Origin of the sequence: Aureimonas sp. D3 (assembly GCF_001463805.1) — a bacterium.
Lineage (GTDB): Bacteria > Pseudomonadota > Alphaproteobacteria > Rhizobiales > Rhizobiaceae > Aureimonas > Aureimonas ureilytica_A.
This window is the reverse complement of the sequence record NZ_BBWM01000014.1, coordinates 56,400-73,658: the sequence shown is the minus strand read 5'-3', so window position 1 is coordinate 73,658 and position 17,259 is coordinate 56,400. Positions and strand designations below refer to the sequence as shown.

At 66.5% G+C, this 17,259-nt stretch carries 20 protein-coding genes; 13 read left to right on the top strand and 7 right to left on the bottom strand.

The features are described from left to right. Positions 1–194 precede the first annotated feature (194 nt). From AUL36_RS04615 to AUL36_RS04605, 3 genes are all read left to right on the top strand, one after another. On the top strand, positions 195–845 hold the full coding sequence (locus tag AUL36_RS04615; RefSeq protein WP_058601347.1) for an amino acid kinase family protein: 651 nt from the start codon (positions 195–197) through the stop codon (positions 843–845). An 18-nt stretch (positions 846–863) separates the two neighbouring features. Continuing rightward, entirely contained in the window at positions 864–1,700 is an 837-nt protein-coding gene (locus AUL36_RS04610) for an urease accessory protein UreD (RefSeq protein WP_062218501.1), read from the top strand. 65 nt (positions 1,701–1,765) lie between these two features. Beyond that, a complete protein-coding gene (locus tag AUL36_RS04605; RefSeq protein WP_019998062.1) occupies positions 1,766–2,068 on the top strand; it encodes an urease subunit gamma in 303 nt (100 codons plus the stop codon). 72 nt (positions 2,069–2,140) lie between these two features. Here the strand turns inward: AUL36_RS04605 and AUL36_RS04600 are convergent, their stop codons facing one another. After that, complete coding sequence (locus AUL36_RS04600) at positions 2,141–2,359, bottom strand: hypothetical protein (RefSeq protein ID WP_062218499.1); 219 nt, start codon at positions 2,357–2,359, stop codon at positions 2,141–2,143. Between the two features lie 299 nt (positions 2,360–2,658). On the opposite strand from AUL36_RS04600, the gene AUL36_RS04595 reads away from it, so the two are divergent. Together AUL36_RS04595 and AUL36_RS04590 are read left to right on the top strand one after the other, a co-directional pair. Then, complete coding sequence (locus tag AUL36_RS04595) at positions 2,659–3,228, top strand: HupE/UreJ family protein (protein WP_058601344.1); 570 nt, start codon at positions 2,659–2,661, stop codon at positions 3,226–3,228. A gap of 1 nt (position 3,229) precedes the next feature. Further along, complete coding sequence (locus AUL36_RS04590) at positions 3,230–3,535, top strand: urease subunit beta (RefSeq protein ID WP_062218497.1); 306 nt, start codon at positions 3,230–3,232, stop codon at positions 3,533–3,535. Positions 3,536–3,629: 94 nt separating this feature from the next. Here the strand turns inward: AUL36_RS04590 and AUL36_RS04585 are convergent, their stop codons facing one another. The 3 genes from AUL36_RS04585 to AUL36_RS04575 form a co-directional block, all read right to left on the bottom strand. Further along, the gene (locus tag AUL36_RS04585) at positions 3,630–4,622 is read right to left on the bottom strand and encodes a GGDEF domain-containing protein (protein WP_062218496.1); all 993 of its coding nucleotides are present in this window, start codon (positions 4,620–4,622) and stop codon (positions 3,630–3,632) included. A gap of 220 nt (positions 4,623–4,842) precedes the next feature. Continuing rightward, positions 4,843–5,310 (bottom strand): hypothetical protein, encoded by a 468-nt coding sequence (locus AUL36_RS04580; protein ID WP_156418257.1) that lies wholly within the window; start codon positions 5,308–5,310, stop codon positions 4,843–4,845. Positions 5,311–5,484: 174 nt separating this feature from the next. Further along, a complete protein-coding gene (locus tag AUL36_RS04575; RefSeq protein WP_062218492.1) occupies positions 5,485–5,937 on the bottom strand; it encodes a hypothetical protein in 453 nt (150 codons plus the stop codon). A 117-nt stretch (positions 5,938–6,054) separates the two neighbouring features. Here AUL36_RS04575 and ureC point away from each other — a divergent pair, with 117 nt between their 5' ends. The 8 genes from ureC (at position 6,055) to AUL36_RS04535 (ending at position 12,718) form a co-directional block, all read left to right on the top strand. Next, positions 6,055–7,767, top strand: coding sequence for an urease subunit alpha (gene ureC / locus AUL36_RS04570; protein WP_058635155.1), 1,713 nt, complete (start codon positions 6,055–6,057; stop codon positions 7,765–7,767). A 17-nt stretch (positions 7,768–7,784) separates the two neighbouring features. Further along, the gene (locus tag AUL36_RS04565; RefSeq protein WP_244497028.1) at positions 7,785–8,303 is read left to right on the top strand and encodes a DUF29 domain-containing protein; all 519 of its coding nucleotides are present in this window, start codon (positions 7,785–7,787) and stop codon (positions 8,301–8,303) included. A 33-nt stretch (positions 8,304–8,336) separates the two neighbouring features. Then, positions 8,337–8,831, top strand: a complete 495-nt coding sequence (locus AUL36_RS04560; protein ID WP_062218488.1) for an urease accessory protein UreE — start codon at positions 8,337–8,339, stop codon at positions 8,829–8,831. After that, positions 8,806–9,522 (top strand): urease accessory protein UreF, encoded by a 717-nt coding sequence (locus tag AUL36_RS04555; protein ID WP_244497027.1) that lies wholly within the window; start codon positions 8,806–8,808, stop codon positions 9,520–9,522. The genes AUL36_RS04560 and AUL36_RS04555 overlap by 26 nt, the downstream gene beginning before the upstream one ends. Next, positions 9,519–10,184, top strand: a complete 666-nt coding sequence (gene ureG / locus AUL36_RS04550; RefSeq protein ID WP_058601335.1) for an urease accessory protein UreG — start codon at positions 9,519–9,521, stop codon at positions 10,182–10,184. Before AUL36_RS04555 ends, ureG begins: the two co-directional genes overlap by 4 nt. After that, positions 10,181–11,518: an 8-oxoguanine deaminase gene (locus AUL36_RS04545; protein WP_062218484.1), complete on the top strand. Its 1,338-nt coding sequence runs from the start codon at positions 10,181–10,183 to the stop codon at positions 11,516–11,518. Before ureG ends, AUL36_RS04545 begins: the two co-directional genes overlap by 4 nt. 123 nt (positions 11,519–11,641) lie before the next feature. Next, complete coding sequence (locus tag AUL36_RS04540; protein ID WP_058601333.1) at positions 11,642–11,941, top strand: alkylphosphonate utilization protein; 300 nt, start codon at positions 11,642–11,644, stop codon at positions 11,939–11,941. Between the two features lie 99 nt (positions 11,942–12,040). Continuing rightward, positions 12,041–12,718, top strand: coding sequence for an HAD family hydrolase (locus AUL36_RS04535; protein ID WP_202814738.1), 678 nt, complete (start codon positions 12,041–12,043; stop codon positions 12,716–12,718). Between the two features lie 91 nt (positions 12,719–12,809). On the opposite strand, the gene AUL36_RS04530 is transcribed toward AUL36_RS04535, so the two are convergent. The 3 genes from AUL36_RS04530 to AUL36_RS04520 form a co-directional block, all read right to left on the bottom strand. Continuing rightward, positions 12,810–15,419, bottom strand: a complete 2,610-nt coding sequence (locus tag AUL36_RS04530; protein WP_082655557.1) for a membrane-bound PQQ-dependent dehydrogenase, glucose/quinate/shikimate family — start codon at positions 15,417–15,419, stop codon at positions 12,810–12,812. A gap of 130 nt (positions 15,420–15,549) precedes the next feature. Then, on the bottom strand, positions 15,550–16,479 hold the full coding sequence (locus AUL36_RS04525) for a phosphatase PAP2 family protein (protein WP_082655555.1): 930 nt from the start codon (positions 16,477–16,479) through the stop codon (positions 15,550–15,552). 285 nt (positions 16,480–16,764) lie between these two features. Next, the gene (locus AUL36_RS04520; protein ID WP_062218479.1) at positions 16,765–17,259 is read right to left on the bottom strand and encodes an ureidoglycolate lyase; all 495 of its coding nucleotides are present in this window, start codon (positions 17,257–17,259) and stop codon (positions 16,765–16,767) included.

The following is a 17,259-nucleotide window of genomic DNA, read 5'->3' as shown; positions in this document are numbered from 1 at the left end:
CTTGCCCGAATCGGCGGCCGCGCTCGCTCGCCTAGGCGGAGCCATCGCGCCCGCTATGCGTTGGACGGGATGCAGCTATTTGCATTTTATGTGACAGGGAATCACGAAACTTTGCAAGACTGCTAAAACGTGTTCAAGCTGCGCATGAATGAGGCTCTTTTGAGCCACGCTCAGAAAATCGAGGGAGAGAGGCGATGACGAAGCCCATGCTGATCGTGAAGTTCGGCGGAAGTTCGATTGCCACGCCCGATCTGCGCAAGTGGGTCCAGTCCATCGAAAAGACCGGACGCCCGCTGGTCATCGTGCCGGGCGGCGGACCCTTCGCCAACACCGTGCGCCAGTTTCAGACCCGCATCGGCTACGATGCGGAAGCGGCCTACCGCATGACGCTGCTGGCCATGGAACAGTTCGGTCATGCGCTCGTGGCGCTTGGCGAAAAGCTGGTGCCGGCCCGCACGCTGGAAGCCATCGAATCCGCGCAGGCCCGTGGCCTCGTGCCGGTCTGGATGCCCTCCGACATGATCCTGTCGGGTCGCAACGCCGACGACACCTGGAGCGTCACGTCGGACAGCGTGGCCGCCTGGCTGGCCGCGCAGGTTCCCGGCTCGCCGCTCTGTCTCATCAAGCAGATCGACGTTCCCGCCGGCTCCAGCCTCCAGGCGATTTCGGCGGCCGGCGTGGTGGATGCCTGCTTCGTCGCGCTTCTTCACGGCTCGACTCGGGTCTATGTCGCTGGCCCGTCCGACCTTGCCATGTCTGGCCGCCGCTTTGCCGAGGGCGTTCTGCCCGGTCGCGAAGTCTCCTCCGAACAGCCGCACGGCGCGTTCGCGGAAGCCGCGCAGTAAATCTCGTCTTCCTTTTCCATGCTGGTCGATCTCTCTCGCGAAGCCGGCGACGTGCCGCCTATGCGCGCCCAGCGCGCCCAAGGCGAGGCGCGCGCCACGTTCGGCCCCGCTGGCCCGCGCGGCGAAACGCGGTTGCGGCATCTGCATCAGGCCGGTGCGCTCAAGCTGCGCTTTCCCCGCGTGGCTGAGGCCGAGGCGGTGCTGATCAATACGGCCGGTGGCCTGACGGGCGGCGACGCGCTGCGGCAGAGCTTCGAAGTGGAGCCAAGCGGTGCGCTGCGCGTGACGACACAGGCCTGCGAGCGCATCTATCGCTCCACCGGGGCCGACGCCCGTCTTACGACGCGCCTGACCGTCGCGCCGAATGCGGCGCTGAGCTATCTCCCGCAGGAAACGATTCTGTTCGACGGCGGCCGGCTCAGCCGCAGTCTCGATGTGGATGCCGCTTCCAGCAGCCGGCTCCTTTTGTGCGAAAGCGTCGTTCTGGGGCGTGAGGCCATGGGCGAGAGCGTGACGACGGGCGCTTTGCGGGATCGATGGCGTGTGCGCCGCGAGGGGCAACTCATCCTGGCCGACGATCTCAAGCTGGGTAGCGACATCGCCGAACTCACCGGCCGAAACGCTTCGCTCGGCGCGGCCCGGGCCTTCGCGACCGTGTTCTGGCAGGACGAGCGCGGGGAGGGCGTGCTGTCCGCCTTGCGCGAGGTGCTGGGGCCGGAAGGCGGCGCCAGTCATATCGACGGGTTCGGCATGGCCCGGCTCGTCGCGCCCAGCTATTATGCGCTGCGAAAGCGGCTCGTGCCGGCGCTGGCGCTGCTTTCGCAGGTCGGCCTTCCCCGCGTATGGTCGCTCTGACGAACCACTTGCCTCCGATTCGGCTGGAACAGAGTGCTCGGGACCATGGATAGGAGATCGCGTCGATGAACCTCACCCCTCGCGAGAAGGACAAGCTTCTGATCGCCATGGCCGCCATCGTGGCGCGCAAGCGTCTGGAGCGAGGCGTGAAGCTCAATCATCCCGAGGCCATCGCGCTGATCACGGATTTCGTGGTGGAGGGCGCGCGCGACGGGCGCTCGGTGGCCGATCTCATGGAAGCGGGCGCCCATGTCATCACTCGCGATCAGGTCATGGAGGGCATTGCCGAGATGATCCATGACGTGCAGGTCGAGGCGACCTTTCCCGACGGCACCAAGCTGGTAACGGTGCACGAGCCGATCCGCTAAGCGGTTCGAAGGCGCAGCGTTCGCTGGCTGGATAGGGTCAGATCGGGCGACGCGCCGTTGTGCCTGACGCGTTCATGGTAAGGGCGCTCTCAAAGCCGCCATCTGGCTGCCCGACGCTTGGGGCAGGAAGCGGAACGTGCCGGCGGCGCGGGAATAATAGGCCGGACCGCTGATGCCGTTCATCGTCACGGTGCGCACGCGGAAGGGCTCCGATACGCCGGCCGGCGAGGCGAAGCCGAGCCCAGCGGTCAAAACCGTCACGATCATGGAAAGGGCTGCGATCCGCTTCATCGGGTTTCGAGGTCCTGTCTCGGGCGCGGTTCTCAGTCCTCCGCTCCCTTTGCGCTGATCCTAGCGCGGGAGGATTTCTCTTCGGTGACGGCGCTCCCTCGCATTTGAAACACTTGCCCGGATGGTCAATTGTCCGTTTTCGAGGCAGGGGCATCGTCTGCCTTTGACATTGGCGCGGCGCGCTTTCATGCTGCTCTCCAGACTGGAGCATCGCGTTCTTGCGGGGATGGAGCGTCCATGCGAAGGGCGGTGCGGCGCGACCGAAACCGGGCGCCTGTCGACCAAATGAGGGACAAGACATGTTGAGACTGATCCTGCTGACCGCCGCCGCGCTCGGCACCGCCACGGCCCCCGCCTTCGCCCATCTGGACCCGGCCGCGCACGGCTCGTTCATGGCAGGCGTCAGCCATCCCTTGTTCGGGGCCGATCACATCCTCGCCATGGTGGCGGTGGGTCTCTGGGCCGCGCTGATCGGCGGCCGCGCTCGATGGCTGGTACCATCGGCCTTTGTCGGCACCATGCTCGTGGGCTTCGCGCTCGCGCTCTCGGGCGTCTCGCTGCCCATGGTCGAACCCGCCATTCTCGCTTCCGTCGTGGCGCTGGGGCTCCTGGTCGCGCTCGCGGTGCGCCTGCCCGTGGCGCTGTCGGCCGTTGTGGTCGGCCTCTTCGCGCTGTTCCATGGCTACGCCCATGGCGGCGAATTGGGCGGCGCGGGTGCTGCGAGCTTCGCGATCGGCTTTGCGCTCTCCACCGCCGTCTTGCATGGCGCGGGTCTTCTTCTCGGCCGCGCGCTGGGTGGCGCGGGTCTCCTGCCGCGTCTTCTGGGCGGCGCCACGGCCCTCGGTGGCCTCGTTCTCATGGTGGGCTGATATGATCCCCGGCGAAATCATCGTAGCGGATGGCGACATCGTTCTGAATGCAGGGCGCGAGGCGATCGAGCTTCACGTCGCCAATACGGGCGACCGGCCTATCCAGGTCGGCTCGCACTATCATTTCGCCGAGACCAACGGCGCTCTGCGCTTCGACCGGGAAGCCGCGCGCGGCTACCGGCTCGACATCGCGGCCGGAACGGCCGTGCGCTTCGAGCCCGGCCAGTCGCGCGACGTGCGCCTCGTGCCGCTTTCGGGCGAGCGCCGCGTCTTTGGCTTCAACGGCCGGGTGCAAGGCGCGCTCTGAAGCGGACGACCTCAGCTCCAGAAACAGGAAAGGCGCCGCGAGGCGCCTTTTTCATGATGCCCTATCTTCGCCAAGCGCGGCCGGGACAGAGATGTCAGGCGGCGACCTCGTCGTAAAAGGCGCGTTTGGAGCGGTACATGCGCCGGTCCGCACGGGCTAGCAAACTTTCCATGGTCTCGCCCGGCATCCGCCAAGCCGCGCCGATGGAGAAGTTCAAGGGGGCAACGCCGCCGCTCGCATTCTCCGCTTCGACGCCGCGTGTGAGGGCGTCCAGAAGCTGGCCCCATTGCCCTTTCTCCGCACCCTGCACCAGAACCACGAACTCGTCCCCACCCATGCGCGCCGACCGGCAGCAGGCGGGCAGGCTGGTGGAGAGAACGCGCCCCATCTTGCGGATGAGATCGTCGCCGGCCTTGTGGCCGAAATGGTCGTTCGCGTCCTTGAGGCCGTTCAGATCGATCACCGCGATCGCGACCGGCTCAGCACATGTTTCCAGCCGCTCCATTTCATCGGTCAGAAAGGTTCGGTTGAAGAGACCGCTCAGCGGATCGTGCGTGCGGGCGAACTCCAGTTGCCGCCGCGCCTGCTCGCGGTCGGACACGTCCTCGACCGAGATCAGATACCGGCCCCAGCCGGTTTCATGGCCGGGAAGAAGACGCCCGTTATAGCTGACGTCGAAGGGCAGGCCCTTCACCGTGTAATTCCTGGTGACCAAGCTCGCGCGCAAGGCCCCGTCCCACAGCTGGCAGATCACCTCGACGAAGGAGGCGATCTGATCCGGGCCGAAGATGACGCGGATATGGGCGAAGAGGTCCGCCTCGTCGGCGGCATCATAAAGGCGAAGCGTTTCGGCGTTGACGCTCACGATCCGAACGAGGGGAACGAGTTCCTCCACTCGCGTCGCGTCGCCGGCCAGATGGGCACGCAGATCGCGAATGCCGCCCGCGCGCCATTGATCGAGCCGCGCCTTCAGAAGGCTGAGATCCTGAACCCAAAGGGATGTCGGGGCGCAGTTGAAAATCGCCAGAATGTCGTCGGGGCTGAGACGGGGCGCTGGCGCAAGGGGAGGGGCTGCATCCTTCGTCATGATCCCCCTGCTACGTCCCGCTTTCTCGAACCCGTTTCGACATGGAGCGTGGCTCAACGTCCGGTCGGAGGCGAGATGCGCTTTAAGGGGATCATACAATCGAACGTATACCCGTTCGAGTGGATTCGATGCGCGCATGGATAGAGGGTTGGCGAAAGATGAAGAGGGCGCTGCCCACGGCGGGGGCTGACCGGTCGGGTGGCCAGCCCCCGTTCTTCGATCAGTTGCCGTAGCGATCCGGCGTCGCGTTCGGGCCTTGGCGCAGCGCGCTGCGGATCGAGGGCAGATCGACGTTCACCTTGGGGATCGGGATGTTGTAGAGCGCGGCGGGACCAGTTCCGGCCGTGCTCTGGAACGTGCCGCCGCCCAGGGCCGAGCCGGTCGAATTGCCGATCGTGGAGGCCGCGCCGAGATTGCCCGAACGCGCGGCGGCGTCCGCGTTGACGGAGTTGATCGTGGCCGAGCCGGCGGTCGCGCGCTGCTGGGTGGAGGTGCTGCTGGAGCCGACGCCGCCCGACGAGCCAAGCGAGTTGGTGGCCCCGCCGAGGCTGGGCGTCGAGCTGCCGCCGCCTGCACTCGCTCCGGAGCTTCCGCCGATGCCGCCGCCTCCGATGCTCTGGGCATGGGCGGGAAGGGCGAAGGACAGACCGGCCGTAAGGGCGATCAGGGACCAGGAAAAAGAACGCATCGCGTGGCCTCGTTCGAAAGGTCGGGCAAAGCCCGGCGCGAAAAAAAGCGAATCGGACAATCCGATCCTTTGTCGAACAACAGCAAAGCCGCTTTCGCGTTCCCGCTCCAGCGCGGCAGCCCTCGCACTCTCGAGAAATGTCAAGTCTGGTAAACGCTTCCGCTCCTTCGTGACCTATCGGGGAGCCTTGCCGTTGGGCACGATGCGCGCCCGGCGCGGCGGCGAGATGGGCCGTGTCACCCCGCTCTTGTTGATCACCGAGCCGTCCGAGCGCGCGAAATCGCCGGCGCGGCTGGAATCCAGAGCGGGGCGCCCTTCGCCGGCGCGAAGGCGTGTCGAACTGCCGTCCGCGTCCGGCTGTGGAATGCGCGGTGTCAGATAGGAATTGTCGTAGTCGCGCCCATAGGCGCGTTCCTCTACCGTATCCCCGAAGACGCGGGCGTTCGGGATGGCGAGCGGCGCGCGGGTTTTCGGCGCGCCGCCGATTCGCGCGCCCGACATAGAGGAGCCGACCGGCGTGCCCGGCGGGCCGGGGTCGAAGGGCTGCGCGAAAGCGCCTGAAGCGCTCAGAAGCGAGGCACACAGGGCGAGAACCGGAAGCGGTGCGGGGCGCGGAAAACGTGTCATGCTTCCAGAACGCGCAAATTGGCGAAAAGCTCAAGTTTCCCGCAGCCGGTGGCAGACAATCCGCCGCGATCCGCTTAATCTGCCGCAACGCGAAAGACGCCTCAGGAGTCCCGACCCATGCCCGCATCCATCAGTCGCTCCACCTATGCCGCGATGTACGGGCCGACCGTCGGCGACAAGGTGCGGCTGGCCGATACGGACCTTTTCATCGAGGTGGAGCGCGATCTCACCACCTACGGCGAAGAGGTAAAATTCGGCGGCGGCAAGGTGATCCGCGACGGCATGGGCCAAAGCCAAGCGAGCCGAGCCGAAGGCGCGGTCGATACCGTCATCACCAATGCGCTGATCGTCGATCACTCCGGCATCTATAAGGCCGATGTGGGCCTTCGGGGCGGGCGCATCCACGCCATCGGCAAGGCCGGCAATCCGGACACGCAGCCGGGTGTCACGATCGTCGTCGGCCCCGGTACGGAGGCGATCGCGGGCGAGGGCAAGATCCTGACCGCCGGAGCCATCGACAGCCATATCCATTTCATCTGCCCGCAGCAGATCGAGGACGCCCTGTTCTCGGGCGTCACCTGCATGGTCGGCGGCGGCACGGGGCCGGCGCACGGCACGCTCGCCACCACCTGCACGCCCGGCCCCTGGCATCTGGCGCGCATGATCCAGTCGCTCGACGCTTTCCCCATGAACTTCGCGCTGGCCGGCAAGGGCAATGCCTCGCAGCCGGGTGCGCTGGTCGAGATGATCAAGGCCGGCGCGGCAGCGCTGAAGCTGCACGAGGACTGGGGCACGACCCCGGCCGCGATCGACTGCTGCCTGACGGTGGCCGACGAGCACGACGTGCAGGTGATGATCCACACCGACACGCTCAACGAATCGGGCTTCGTGGAAGACACGGTCGGCGCCTTCCGGGGCCGCACGATCCACGCCTTCCACACGGAAGGGGCGGGCGGTGGCCATGCGCCCGACATCATCAAGGTCTGCGGCCTGCCGAACGTCCTGCCGGGCTCCACCAATCCGACCCGGCCTTACACGATCAACACGCTGGAAGAGCATCTGGACATGCTCATGGTGTGCCACCATCTCGACCCGTCCATCCCCGAGGACATCGCCTTCGCGGAGTCGCGCATCCGCAAGGAGACCATCGCGGCCGAGGACATTCTCCACGATATCGGTGCCTTCTCGATCATCTCGTCGGACAGTCAGGCCATGGGCCGTGTCGGCGAGGTGATCATTCGCACCTTCCAGACCGCCGACAAGATGAAGAAGCAGCGCGGCCGCCTCTCCGGCGAGACCGGCGACAACGATAACCTGCGCGTGCGCCGCTATATCGCGAAGGTCACGATCAACCCGGCTCTGGCGCAGGGCATGGGCCGAGAGATCGGCTCGGTGGAAGTCGGCAAGCGCGCCGATCTCGTGCTCTGGGATACGGCCTTCTTCGGCGTGAAGCCCGCCATGGTGCTGCTCGGCGGCACGATCGTCGCAGCCCCCATGGGCGATCCCAACGCCTCCATCCCGACGCCGCAGCCCGTGCATTATCGCCCGATGTTCGGCGCCTATGGCAAGGCGGTCGGCGCGTCCGGCGTCACCTTCGTGTCCGCCGCCGCCATGGCGGACGGGCTGCGCGACAAGCTCGGCTGCGAGAAGACCTTCCTGCCCGTCGAGAACACGCGCGGCGGGCTGACCAAGGCCTCCATGATCCTCAACGATCTGACGCCCCATATCGAGGTCGATCCCGAGACCTACGAGGTGCGCGCCGATGGCGAGCTTCTGACCTGCGAACCCGCCAAGGTGCTGCCCATGGCGCAGCGCTACTTCCTGTTCTAACTCTTGGGGGGCCTGCCATGGCGCAGCCGAAGGAGAAGCAGGACATGGGGCCGGTGTTTCAGACAGGCGGAACGAGCCGGTCGCGTGCTGGCCGGCCGACGCTCTACGATCGCGATTTCTTTCTTTGGACGCGCCAGCAAGCTCAGCTCCTGCGAGAGCGGAGCGCGGATGCCTCCGGTCTCGACACAACAAGACTCGCCGAGGAAATCGAGGATTTGGGCTCGTCACAGCAAAGCGAGATCGAGAACCGGCTGTGCGTTCTCCTGGCTCATCTTCTGAAATGGCAGTTTCAGCCCTCGAAGCGCTCCAATAGCTGGCGGGCGACCATCGCCGAACAGCGGATGCGGATCGCGCGCCGTCTGCGCCAAAGTCCGAGTCTGCGATCCTATCCGGCCGAAGTGCTGGAGGAGGAATATGCTCTGGCCCGTTTGAGCGCGGTCGCAGAGACGAACATGGCTTTGGAGACCTTTCCGCTTTCCTGTCCGTTCGGGATCGACGACATTCTCGATCCGGACTTTTTCCCTGGGGTCGATTGACCTTTCGCCTTCAAAAGTAGCGAGTTCATCTGCGTGATCGAGGCCAATAGCATCATCGAACGCGGCGCCTTTATCGGGGAGGCCGCCGACACCATCACGCTGGACGAGGCGCAGCGTCATCGCCGCCGCATGGCGATGGTCAGCGACCACGGCATCGCCTTCCTGCTCGACCTCGCCGAAGCTCGCCTCCTGCGCGAGGGGGACGCCATCACCCTGTCGGACGGGCGTTATGTCGTGGTGCGGGCCAAGCCCGAGGAGCTTTATGCGATCGAGGGGCGCGACGCCGTGCATCTCCTGACGCTCGCCTGGCAGCTCGGGAACCGGCATCTGCCCTGCCAGATCGAGGCCAAGCGCATTCTGGTGCGCCGCGATCATGTGATCCGCGACATGCTCCTGGAACTCGGCGCGCATATCCATGAGGTCGAAGCGGCCTTCGATCCGGTCGGCGGCGCCTATGCGACGCCGGGCGCAACGCCCCATTCGCACGGGCATACACACGGCCATGACCATACCCACTCCCATGGCTGAGGGTGACGGGCGAGGTGGGTCGGGCGAGGGCTCGGAGGGGCTCGCCGCGCTGGCGCGCCTCCTCACCTGGACTTCGCCGGCCTTCCCGATCGGGGCCTTCGCCTATTCGCATGGGCTGGAAGCCGCCATCGCGCACGGACAGGTGCGGGATGGCGACGCGCTCTTCACTTGGGTCGAGACGCTGCTGCTCCATGGCAGCGGCTGGAACGATCTCGTATTTCTGGCTGGAGCGCACCGCTTGCGCGGGCCGGGCGCAGGCACCGACTGGACCGATTTAACCGAACTCGCCCGCGCCTCCGCCGGCTCGGCCGAGCGCCGCCGCGAAACGCTCGACCTCGGCCGCGCCTTCGCGGAAGCCGCCGCGCCCTGGGGGGCGGAGCCCGAAGGGGAGGCGGCCGCCTATCCCGTGGTGCTCGGCGCGCTCGCCGCGCGCGAGGGCGTCTTGCTGCGCCCGGCGCTTCTGGCCTTCGCCCATGCCTTCGCCGCCAATCTTGTCAGCGTCGCCGTCCGCCTCGTGCCGCTCGGCCAGCGCGAGGGCGTGCGCGTCATGCGGCGGCTGGAACCCGTGTTCGAGCTGGCCACGCAGAAGGCGGCTATTTCGACCCTGGATGATCTCGGCTCGGCCGCGATCCTCTCCGACATCGCGGCGCTGCGCCACGAAACCCTGCAACCGAGACTGTTCCTGACATGAGCGATCCAACCCCGACCCCGAGCCTCGCCCCTCGCCGCCGCAACGGCCCGCTTCGCGTCGGCATCGGCGGCCCGGTCGGCTCCGGCAAGACGACGCTCTGCGAAAAGATTTGCCTCGCCGCGCGCGACCAATGGTCGATTGCCGTCGTCACGAACGACATCTACACGACCGAGGATGCCGAGGCGCTGGTGCGTCGGCAGGCGCTGTCGGCCGATCGCATCCTGGGCGTCGAGACGGGCGGCTGCCCGCACACGGCGATCCGCGAGGACGCCTCGCTCAACCTCCGCGCCATCGCGACGCTGAACGCGCGCCATCCGGACCTCGATCTCATCCTCGTGGAATCGGGCGGCGACAATCTTGCCGCGACCTTCTCGCCCGATCTGGTCGATCTCTCGATCTACGTGATTTCCGTCTGCCAAGGCGACGATATCCCGCGCAAGGGCGGGCCGGCGATCACGCGCTCCGACCTTCTCGTCGTCAACAAGACCGATCTCGCCCCTCATGTCGGGGCCGATCTGGAGCGTATGAAGGCGGACGCCGCCAAGGGGCGCGGCGCGCTGCCTTTCGTCTTTGCCGACCTCTCCCGCCGCGAGGGCCTTGCCGCCATTCTGGACTTCCTCGCCCGCACCGGCGGCCTCCAGCCACTGCGTGAGGCCGCATGAGCCGGCTTTTCCTGAAAGACCCGCTCGCCGTTCTGGAGCCGGCCGCCGCCGGCGGCATCGTGGTGGAAGACGGGCGCATCGCCGAACTCGTGCCCTCGGGCGGCGCGCCCGCCGCCCCGGTGGACGAGGTGTTCGACTGTTCGCGCCACGTCGTCCTGCCCGGCCTCGTCAACACGCATCATCATTTCTACCAGACGCTGACGCGCGCCCATCCGAGCGCGATCGACAAGGAGCTTTTTCCCTGGCTCCAGGCGCTCTACCCGATCTGGGCACGGCTCGATGAAGACAGCTTTCGCCAGTCCGTCCGCCTCGCACTGACCGAGCTTTTGCTGTCGGGCTGCACCACGGCGGCCGACCACCATTACCTCTTCCCGAAAGGGCTGGAGCGGGCGATCGATATCGAGGCCGAAGAGGCCCGCGCCTTGGGTATCCGCGTGACGCTGACGCGCGGCTCGATGAACTTGAGCCAGAAGGATGGCGGTCTGCCGCCCGATAGCGTGGTGCAGGACGAGGACGACATCCTCGCCGATTCCGAGCGCCTGTTGAATGGGCTGCATGATCGCTCGGACGGGGCCATGGTGCAGATCGCGCTCGCGCCCTGCTCGCCCTTTTCCGTCACCAAGAGCCTGATGCAGCAAAGCGCCGCGCTGGCCGAGCGCTTCGACTGCCGGCTTCACACGCATCTCGGCGAAACCGAAGACGAGAACCGCTTCTGCGAAGCCCGCTTCCAGTGCCGCCCGGTGGATTATCTGGAAGAAGTCGGCTGGATGGGGCCGCGCACCTGGCTGGCGCATGGCATCCATTTCACCTCGGAGGAATGCCGGCGGCTCGGCGCGCACAAGGTCGGCGTCTGCCATTGCCCGACCTCCAACGCCGTGCTCGCCTCGGGCTTCTGTCCCGTCTCCGAACTGGAAGCGGCGGGCAGTCCGGTCGGGCTCGGCGTCGACGGCTCGGCCTCCAACGATGGCTCCAACCTGATGGAAGGCGTGCGCCACGCCCTCATGCTCGGCCGGCTGCGCACCGGCTCGGCCTCCGCGGTCACGGCGCGCGATGCCTTGCGCTATGCCACATCGGGCTCGGCGGCCTGCCTCGGGCGCGCCGATATCGGCCGCATCGCGCCGGGGCTCCAGGCCGATCTCGCGCTCTTCACGCTGGACGAGCTGCGCTTTTCCGGCGCGCATGATCCGATCGCGGCGCTGGTTCTGTGCGGCGCGGCGCGGGCGGACCGGGTCATGGTGGCGGGGCGCTGGCGCGTTCTCGACGGACAGCCGGTCGGGATCGACATCGCGAGGCTGCGCGCCGAGCACGGCGCGGCGGCGCGCCGCTTCGCCTGACGCGGTATTGGACAGAATGTCGCAGGTCGTCTAATCGCTGGATCATCCGCCGCAATCGGATGGTCTCGTCAGATGCGAGCCTATCGGCTTGCGGCGGCCTGCCAACCACAAGCGAGGCGCGCGATGAGCGACGACGATTACATCTATGACGAGGCGACGGGCGAATGGCGTCCGGCCTCCGAAATGGCGACCACGGCCAGCGCCCGGACGCAGGTGCGGGACGCCGCCGGCAATGTCCTGGCCGATGGCGACAGCGTGTCGCTGATCAAGGATCTGAAGGTAAAGGGCGCGGGACAGACCCTGAAACAGGGCACGGTGATCCGCTCGATCCGCCTGACCGACAACCCGGAAGAGATCGACTGCCGCCACGAGAGCATCAAGGGCCTCGTCCTGCGCACGGAGTTCGTGCGCAAGCGCGGCTGATCGGGCAGCGGCGGCGCTTGCGAGAGCGCCGTCCCTCTCTTGCAAAAGCGCGCGCACCCTGAAAAGGGAAGCCCTTCCAGAGCCGGAAGGAACGCGCCTTTGACCCCGAACGAAGCGACCCCGAACGCCTCCACGCGGCCGGCCGCCGTCATCTTCGACATGGACGGGCTTCTGTTCGACAGCGAAGTATTGAGCCGCGACGCTTTTTTGGCGGCGTCGTCCGAGGTCGGCCATGTTGCCACGCATGACGACTTCCTCGTCATGGTCGGCCGCCCCTGGACGATCAACCGGGTCTATCTCCAAGACGTCTTCGGCGAGGCGCAGGACATCGAAGCCTTCGGCGCGGTCTGGCGGCGGCATTACGTGGCCTTGAAGGCGGGTCTGGCGCTGAAGGCCGGCGTCGTGGAACTGCTCGACCATCTCGACGCGCTGAAGATCCCACGCGCCATCTGCACGTCGTCCCCGCATGAGGACGTTGCCTTCAATCTAGCGCTGCATGGTCTGGCATCGCGCTTCGATGCGGTGATCGCGAGCGGCGACTATGCCAAGGGCAAGCCCGCGCCCGACCCGTTCCTGCGCGCGGCGGAAGTCCTGGGTGTCGATCCCGCCGCGTGTCTGGCGCTGGAGGATTCCCAGAATGGCGTTCGCGCGGCGGCGGCGGCCGGGATGCGCACAGTGATGATCCCCGACCTGCTGCCCGCGACCGACGAAATCCGCGCCCTCTGCCGGATGGTAGCGGCCGATCTGCACGAGGTCCGCGCGCACTTGGCGGCTTGAGACCTCAAGAGACGGCTCGTGTGATCTCTGAAAAACAAAAGGCGGCGCGCGAGACCATCGCGCGCCGCCTTTTTCATGCCCGTCGAGCGACCTACTGTTTCGGCAGCGCGTAGGCGATCACCGAATCGCCCCGCTTGGTGCCGAGCGAGCCGTGGCCGCCGGCCACCACGAGCAGATACTGCCGCCCGTCCGCGCCGCGATGGGTCATGGGCGTCGACTGGCCGCCGGCCGGCAGGCGCGAGCGCCAGAGTTCCTGACCCGTCGTCACATCATAGCCGCGCACGTAATAGTCCAGCGTACCCGACAGGAAAGCGACGCCGCCCGCCGTCATGATCGGCCCGCCGAGATTGGGCACGCCCATCTCGAAGGGGATCATCGGGAAGGGGGCGGCATCGCGCACCGTGCCGTTCTTGTGCATCCAGACCGTCTCGCCCGTGGTCAGATCGACGCCTGCGACATTGCCCCAGGGCGGAGCCTGACAGGGCAGGCCGAGCACGGAGGTGAAGGGGCGCAGATTGATCGCATAGGGCGCGCCGAAATTCTCGTTCAGCGCCGGCAGCGCGCCTTCGGGCTTTTGCTGGTTCACCACCAGCGTTTCGTCCTTGGGTCGCGGAACGAGCGTGGACAGGAAGGCCAGATGCGCGGGCGTGCCGAACAGGACGGCGCGCTGCGGATCGACCGCCACCGAGCCCCAGTTGAAGACGCCGAAATTGCCCGGATAGATGATCGATCCCTGAAGCGAGGGCGGGGTGAAGCGGCCGTCATAGCGATAGGAATGGAAGGCGATGCGGCACAGGAGCTGATCGAACATGGTCGCGCCCCACATGTCCTTCTCGCGCAGCGCCTTCGGATCGAAGCTCGCCTGCGAGACCGGCTGCGTCGGTGCCGTATGGTCGGGCGCGACCGCGCCGCCCGGTGCGCGCTTCTCGGTCACGGGCAGAACCGGCTGGCCCGTGCGCCGGTCAAGCACGAAGAGTTCGCCCTGCTTGGTGGGTTGGACCAGCGCGGGGACTGTCTCGCCATTGATCGGCAGATCGATCAGGCTCGCCTGCGCCGGCACGTCATAATCCCAGAGATCGTGATGCACGGTCTGGAAGTGCCAGCGGGCCTGACCGGTGCGGATGTCGAGCGCAACCACGGCGGAGGAATAGCGCTCCACGTTTTGCGAGCGATTGGCGCCCCACTGGTCCGGCGGCTGGTTGCCGAGCGGCACATAGACGAGGCCGAGCTGCGGATCGGCACTCATGATCGACCAGGAATTGGGCGAGTTCGGCGTATAGGTCTGCCCTTCCGGCAGGGGCGTCGTCTCGTTCGGATTGCCCGAATCCCAGTTCCAGACGAGCTGGCCGGTCGAAATGTCGAAGGCGCGGATGACGCCCGAAGCTTCGGCGGTCGAGACGTTGTCCAGCACCGTGCCGCCGACCACCACGAGATTGTCCATCACGATGGGCGGCGAGGTGGAGTAGTAGGAGCCCGGATTGACGTTGGGCATGCTGGTCCAGAGATCGATCTGACCGTCGCCGCCGCCGAAATTCGAGCAGACATGGCCGGTTTCCGGATCGAGCGCGATCAGGCGCGCGTCTGCCGTCGGCATGAAGAGCTTGGCGTCGCAGACTGCCGTCTCGGCGCTGGCGGTGGCCACCGGCAGGCCTGGGTCGGCCGCGCCGCCCTCCTGACGCGCGGGCGCGCCCTCTGTCGGCGCGCCGGACTGCCTGCGCTCTTGCGGCGCGGTGAGGCCGCCTTGGGCGGACAGCTCGGAGGCTGTGCCAGCCGGCGCGTTCGGGTTCTCGGCCGTGGCTTGTGTGGGAGCAGGCTGCGCGGCGGCAGCGGGCGCCGCGCCCGGCGGCTGATAGGCGAGGCCCCGGCAGGTCAGGTGCTGGAGCGCGAGTTCGCCCTGAATGCGCGGATCGTAGCGCCAGACCTCTTCGCCGGTCGTCGCGTTCAGCGCGATGACGCTCTGGTGCGGCGTGCAAAGATAGAGCCGCTCGCCGATCTTGAGCGGCGTCACCTCGAACGTGGTTTCCTTCGGATCGCCGGGCTGCGGCTTGTCGCCCGTGTGGAATTGCCAGGCTTCTTCCAGATCGGAGACATTGGCGGGCGTGATATCGGCGAGCGGCGACCAGCGCTGCCCGCCTTGGGTGCGCCCATAGGCCTGCCATTCGCCGGCCGGAATGCCCTGCGCATCGCCCGCGACGCGCGTGCGCACGCCCGGCAATTCGCCTTCCGTCCGGTGCAGATCGACGAACCAGGAGGTGGCCGCGACCGCGACGGCCACGACGAGCGAACCCGACAGCATCGCGCCTGTGCCGCTGAGGGCCGAGGGTGCGGTGGGATGGCGGCCATCCAGCGCGTCCGCCACCGAGCGTCGGCCGAGTTCACGTGTCACGACGGGCAGGAGCAGGAGCCCACCCAGAATGAACACGACGTCGCCGCGCGCCGCCAGCGGCCACCAATCGAAGCCGACCTCATAGAGCGCCCAGATCAGCGTGCCGACGACGAGCGCGGCATAGACCGCAAGGGCCTCCGGCTTGCGCCGGTAGAGAAGAAGCGCGGTGACGAGGAACAGAACGGAGGCGACGACATAATAGGCCGACCCGCCATGCGTCAGCAGCCAGACGCCGCCCGCAAGCAGCGCCGCGCCGCAAAGGGCGAGGATGATGGCCATGGCCAGAATGAAGGGGGGAGGCGTGCGGCCGGGCATGGCGGTTCCTTCGCGGCGACGATGCGAGCCAAATGTCGCGCCGCGAGGGGCCTTCAAGGCGGAAAGACAGCAGAGATGACGATAAGAGCTTTAATTGTTCGGCCCCTTACCTCGACGCGCTCGGCCGCATTCAAACGACCGCGATGCGTGTGCCGCCAAACTCGCTGCGTTGGTGCTGAAGGCAAAGCTTGTTGACGATGGCAATCGTTGCCGCTGCGATGCCAATGCCGGCGATAATGTCGGCGAGGTAATGGCCGGCATGTGAAACGGCCGAAACCGTCATGAGAATGTTGAGCAGAAGGAAGGGATAGCGCAGCGGACGGATGGGCCACATGGCCCATGCGCAAAGCATCGCTACGGCGGCATGCACCGATGGAAACGTCAGGATGCCCATCATCCGCGCCATTGAGAAGACGAAGGCTGGGTCGTTACGAACCGCGTGAAACTGCTTCAGGAAGGCGAACCCGAAATGTGCATTGATGTGCGTGAGGGATTCCGCTGTGCTGCCGTAAGACGTGTAAGTTCCCAGGGCCGGATACCAGACGGAGATCAGGCTGGAGGCGAAGCACAAAACGCCATAGCTGGTCACCATCGCATAAGCCCGTGCCGGTTGCGAGAAAACGGCTAGCAGAACCGGCACGAGAACCAATTGCAAGGCGAAGCTTTGGTAGGCTTGTAAAAGAGCCTCCGCCAGAAGCCAGCGAGCATCGACGAAACGGATGAAGCCGTTCCAGTCGAAGCCGAGGGTCGCGTCCATGCGGGCCAGCGCCTCGTCCGCGAGGAGATGGTCGGCGCCCATCGCGATATAGGTCGAGATGCCGACCGGCACCGTCAGAAGAAGACCGCACATCACGCAATCCAGAGCGACGCGCAGCATCTCCATCCGCTGACGGATCGCGTAGAGGACGACACCGCAGGCAAACGGAAGGCTGATCCCATAAAGCTTGGCCAGTTCCCCGAAATCGATCGCGAGATCCGCGAGCCATGCGAGCGGAAAGACGACCAAATGCGAGAGAGCCGTCAGTCCATAAAGCAACCGACGGGGACTTGTCGTAGCCATGCCAACACCGAATCGAACGCGCCATGATTGTGGTTACGTTCGCATGCGGCTGTGAAGAAGGCCTCAACGCAAGAGATTGAAAAGATGAGGTATTGTCGGCTTTTGGGTGCAGGTTGGACCTGATGATCCGCGATCCTGATGATATGGATCGGGAGCCATAACACTCAAGGCGGGTGCAAAATGCCGGATGTTGGAAAGGCGCGATGGCCATCGCATCCGGCCTCAGGTCTGATCGAAACCTGTCGCCTGTTCCGGTCAGTCCCGTCGGGTTCGAGAGCCCGTGATCTACGCCGCCTCGATGCGCACGGGCTCGGGCAGGAAGAATTCCACGAGATTGCTGCCCGTGCCGCCCCGGTCCACGACGAGGAAGTCGGACATGTCCTCCAGCGAGATCAGGGGGTGGTGCCAGGTGCCCTTGGCATAGGAGACGCCCTGCTTGCCGCTGGCGAGAAACGCCACCGGCTCGCCCGGCTGGCCGCCCTCGTCGGGCGCTACGACCACGAGATAGGGGCGGGCGTCGAGGGGCATGAAGGCCTGGCTGCCGAGCGGGTGGCGCTCCAGCATGGCGATCTCCAGCGGCAGCGCGAAGGGCTTGCCCCGGAAGATCGAGATGAGCGCATGGCCGCCGCCCGACGCCACGTCCACCGGCGCAATGTCGTGGAAGCGCGTCGTCGTGCCATTGTTGATGAGGCGGATTTCGGTCGCGTTGTCGGGCTCGATCACCTCGCCGAAGGGGCGGAAGCTGTCGGCGTCGAGCGGGCGGGGCGTCAGGCGCTTCAA

Coding starts and splice junctions, on each gene's coding strand:
- AUL36_RS04530 (WP_082655557.1), bottom strand. CDS start 15,419: ATGCCCGGCCGCACGCCTCCCCCCTTCATTCTGGCCATGGCCATCATC.
- AUL36_RS04585 (WP_062218496.1), bottom strand. CDS start 4,622: ATGACGAAGGATGCAGCCCCTCCCCTTGCGCCAGCGCCCCGTCTCAGC.
- AUL36_RS04605 (WP_019998062.1), top strand. CDS start 1,766: ATGAACCTCACCCCTCGCGAGAAGGACAAGCTTCTGATCGCCATGGCC.
- AUL36_RS04545 (WP_062218484.1), top strand. CDS start 10,181: ATGAGCCGGCTTTTCCTGAAAGACCCGCTCGCCGTTCTGGAGCCGGCC.
- AUL36_RS04600 (WP_062218499.1), bottom strand. CDS start 2,359: ATGAAGCGGATCGCAGCCCTTTCCATGATCGTGACGGTTTTGACCGCT.
- AUL36_RS04540 (WP_058601333.1), top strand. CDS start 11,642: ATGAGCGACGACGATTACATCTATGACGAGGCGACGGGCGAATGGCGT.
- AUL36_RS04580 (WP_156418257.1), bottom strand. CDS start 5,310: ATGCGTTCTTTTTCCTGGTCCCTGATCGCCCTTACGGCCGGTCTGTCC.
- AUL36_RS04610 (WP_062218501.1), top strand. CDS start 864: ATGCTGGTCGATCTCTCTCGCGAAGCCGGCGACGTGCCGCCTATGCGC.
- AUL36_RS04565 (WP_244497028.1), top strand. CDS start 7,785: ATGGCGCAGCCGAAGGAGAAGCAGGACATGGGGCCGGTGTTTCAGACA.
- ureG (WP_058601335.1), top strand. CDS start 9,519: ATGAGCGATCCAACCCCGACCCCGAGCCTCGCCCCTCGCCGCCGCAAC.
- AUL36_RS04525 (WP_082655555.1), bottom strand. CDS start 16,479: ATGGCTACGACAAGTCCCCGTCGGTTGCTTTATGGACTGACGGCTCTC.
- AUL36_RS04595 (WP_058601344.1), top strand. CDS start 2,659: ATGTTGAGACTGATCCTGCTGACCGCCGCCGCGCTCGGCACCGCCACG.
- AUL36_RS04575 (WP_062218492.1), bottom strand. CDS start 5,937: ATGACACGTTTTCCGCGCCCCGCACCGCTTCCGGTTCTCGCCCTGTGT.
- ureC (WP_058635155.1), top strand. CDS start 6,055: ATGCCCGCATCCATCAGTCGCTCCACCTATGCCGCGATGTACGGGCCG.
- AUL36_RS04615 (WP_058601347.1), top strand. CDS start 195: ATGACGAAGCCCATGCTGATCGTGAAGTTCGGCGGAAGTTCGATTGCC.
- AUL36_RS04555 (WP_244497027.1), top strand. CDS start 8,806: ATGACCATACCCACTCCCATGGCTGAGGGTGACGGGCGAGGTGGGTCG.
- AUL36_RS04590 (WP_062218497.1), top strand. CDS start 3,230: ATGATCCCCGGCGAAATCATCGTAGCGGATGGCGACATCGTTCTGAAT.